The organism is Ideonella azotifigens (assembly GCF_006519715.1).
Taxonomy (GTDB): Bacteria; Pseudomonadota; Gammaproteobacteria; order Burkholderiales; family Burkholderiaceae_C; genus Ideonella; species Ideonella azotifigens.
Window position 1 is genome coordinate 1 of the sequence record NZ_VIDT01000801.1, and the last position, 2,252, is coordinate 2,252.

At 67.6% G+C, this 2,252-nt stretch carries 6 protein-coding genes; all 6 read left to right on the top strand.

The genetic code is table 11. The features are described 5' to 3' along the window. The first annotated feature begins 498 nt into the window (after positions 1-498). The gene (locus tag FKP22_RS27795; protein WP_141291250.1) at positions 499-795 is read left to right on the top strand and encodes a RebB family R body protein; all 297 of its coding nucleotides are present in this window, start codon (positions 499-501) and stop codon (positions 793-795) included. 16 nt (positions 796-811) lie between these two features. Further along, a complete protein-coding gene (locus tag FKP22_RS27800; protein WP_141291252.1) occupies positions 812-1,081 on the top strand; it encodes a RebB family R body protein in 270 nt (89 codons plus the stop codon). Positions 1,082-1,119: 38 nt separating this feature from the next. Then, a complete protein-coding gene (locus FKP22_RS27805) occupies positions 1,120-1,386 on the top strand; it encodes a RebB family R body protein (protein WP_141291254.1) in 267 nt (88 codons plus the stop codon). Between the two features lie 89 nt (positions 1,387-1,475). Then, positions 1,476-1,748 carry a RebB family R body protein gene (locus tag FKP22_RS27810; RefSeq protein ID WP_141291256.1) on the top strand — a complete coding sequence of 91 codons (273 nt, stop codon included), beginning with the start codon at positions 1,476-1,478 and terminating at the stop codon, positions 1,746-1,748. Positions 1,749-1,803: 55 nt separating this feature from the next. Next, positions 1,804-2,037: a RebB family R body protein gene (locus tag FKP22_RS34125; protein ID WP_141291258.1), complete on the top strand. Its 234-nt coding sequence runs from the start codon at positions 1,804-1,806 to the stop codon at positions 2,035-2,037. Beyond that, positions 2,034-2,252 (top strand): RebB family R body protein (locus FKP22_RS27820; protein WP_211361622.1); only part of this gene is annotated, 219 nt, incomplete at its 3' end. The genes FKP22_RS34125 and FKP22_RS27820, both read left to right, overlap by 4 nt.

A 2,252-nucleotide genomic window follows, 5' to 3' on the forward strand; every position in this document is an offset into this window, starting at 1 on the left:
CTGTTGCAGGAAGGACGCGAAATTCAGGGGACTGGACATGCAAGGGTGCAAACGACGGCGACACCGCGGCGAGGCCTCACACGGCCGGCCGGCTGCCGCCAAGCGGAACAAGTTTAGGCCCGCCCGGCGCGCGGCGATGCAACAAGCGGTCAAGCCGGTCGCGCGGGGCGTGAACAGGTGGACAGGCGCCCAGCTCGCACATCGTCGATTCCGCAGGGTCGCTCCGGCACCGGCCCGGCGCCGGCCCAGGGCCCGGTCGCCGGATGCGGCCAAACCGCTTGCCGGCTTCTACCGCACCGCACCCGGCCAGCGTCATCGGCACCGTGTTTCCCCGTCGCTGAAGCGTCCTATTCCGTCATCTGCACAGATCGCCGGCGGGGCGGTCCTCCTAGCATGAACTCACGCAAACGACGGGTCTGCCAGCGCAAAGCCAGCCACCCGCCGTCTGCCGGCCCATCCACCACAGGACCCGCGAGGTCCGCACGCTCAGGAGTCGACATGGCATTTCCCACCTCCGTCAACGACCAGATCACCGATTCGGTCACCCAGGCCAACACCAAGGTGCTGGGCGATGCGCCCGCCATCGCGATGGGCAACCTGTTCCAGGCCACCGCGCAGGCGCTGGCCAACGCCGCGCACAACGCGACCAACGCCCAGCAGCAGAGCTACGTGACGGCCCAGTCGGCCACCACGATGGGCGTGGCCACGCTGTATTCGATCGACACCGCCACCACCGGCGTCGCCACCAAAAGCATCCTGAGCACCGGCACCGGCGTCAAGGGCCTGGGTTCTTAACTTCTGAGGAATCGACATGGCCTTCCCTACCGCCGTCAACGACCAGATCACCGACTCCATCACCCAGGCCAACACCAAGGTCCTGGGTGACGCACCGGCGATCGCCATGGGCAACCTCTACCAGGCCACCGCGCAGGCGCTGGCCAACGCGGCGCACAACGCCACCAGCGCGCAGCAGCAGAGCTACGTGACGGCGCAGGCGGCCACCACCATGGGCGTGGCCACGCTGTACGCGATCGACACCGCCAGCACCGCCGTTGCCACCGAAACCATCCTGGGCAGCTGAGCCGCGCCACCAACCGTTAACGACAAGGAGCTGAGCACATGGCATTTCCCACCGCTGTCAACAGCCAGATCACCGACTCCGTGACGCAGGCCAATGTCCAGGTGCTCGGAACCTCGCCAGCCATCGCGATGGGCAACCTGTACCAGGCCACCGCCCAGGCGCTGGCCAACGCGGCGCACAACGCCACGATGGCCCAGCAGCAGATGTACGTCACCGCGCAGGCCGCGACCACGATGGGCGTCACGCTGCTGTATTCGCTGGACACCGGCGCCACCGGCGCAGCCACCAAGAAGATCCTCGGCTGAGCCGGGCGACGCGCGGGCTGCGCTGAGGCGCCCCGTGTTCCCTCGCTGTTTCCAACCGTTCAATCCCTCAACTGCAAGGAGCATTCACCATGGCATTTCCAACTGCCGTCAACAGCCAGATCACCGACTCCGTCTCGCAGGTCAACACCAAGGTGCTGGGCGACTCGCCCGCCATCGCGATGGGCAACCTGTTCGTGGCCACCAGCCAGGCGCTGTCCAACGCGGCGCACAACGCCACCAACAACCAGCAGCAGTCCTACGTGACCATGCAGGCCTCGACCACCCAAGGCGTGGCCACGCTGCTGGCGGTGGACACCGCGTCCACCGGTGTCGCCACGACCGAGATCCTCGGCCTGAAGTAAGGCCGGCAGCCCGGCCAGGTTCGCGCCCGGCCGGGCCCTGCAGCGGAGCCGCTGATTGGCACGCCCGTCGGCCGTCGTCAGCCTGAGTGGCGACATCGCTGCCGGCTCGCTGGCCGCCATCGGCCAGGCCCCGGCGCTGGCCATGGGCATGACCTATGTCGCGATGGCCGACAGCATCGGCCTGGCAATGGAAAACGCCGTGGCCAACCAGCAGCGCGGCCAGGTGCTGGCCGATGCCGCACTGGCCCAGGTCCTCGCATTGATCATCTACAAGGGAGCCGGTTCATGACCGACGACAGCAGCGTGAACAGCCAGATCGTCGACGCCGTCAGCAGCGTCGTCACGCTGGCCACTGGCCAGTCGCCCTCGCAGGCCCACGGCATGCTCGATGCCGTGCTGCTGGAAACGCTGGGCATGGCGATGTACAACGCCGTCAACCGCCAGCAGAGCGCCAGCATGATCGGCTCGGCAGCCGTCACCGCGGCCTGCGCCAAGATGCTCTCG

Coding starts and splice junctions, on each gene's coding strand:
- FKP22_RS27810 (WP_141291256.1), top strand. CDS start 1,476: ATGGCATTTCCAACTGCCGTCAACAGCCAGATCACCGACTCCGTCTCG.
- FKP22_RS27800 (WP_141291252.1), top strand. CDS start 812: ATGGCCTTCCCTACCGCCGTCAACGACCAGATCACCGACTCCATCACC.
- FKP22_RS27795 (WP_141291250.1), top strand. CDS start 499: ATGGCATTTCCCACCTCCGTCAACGACCAGATCACCGATTCGGTCACC.
- FKP22_RS27805 (WP_141291254.1), top strand. CDS start 1,120: ATGGCATTTCCCACCGCTGTCAACAGCCAGATCACCGACTCCGTGACG.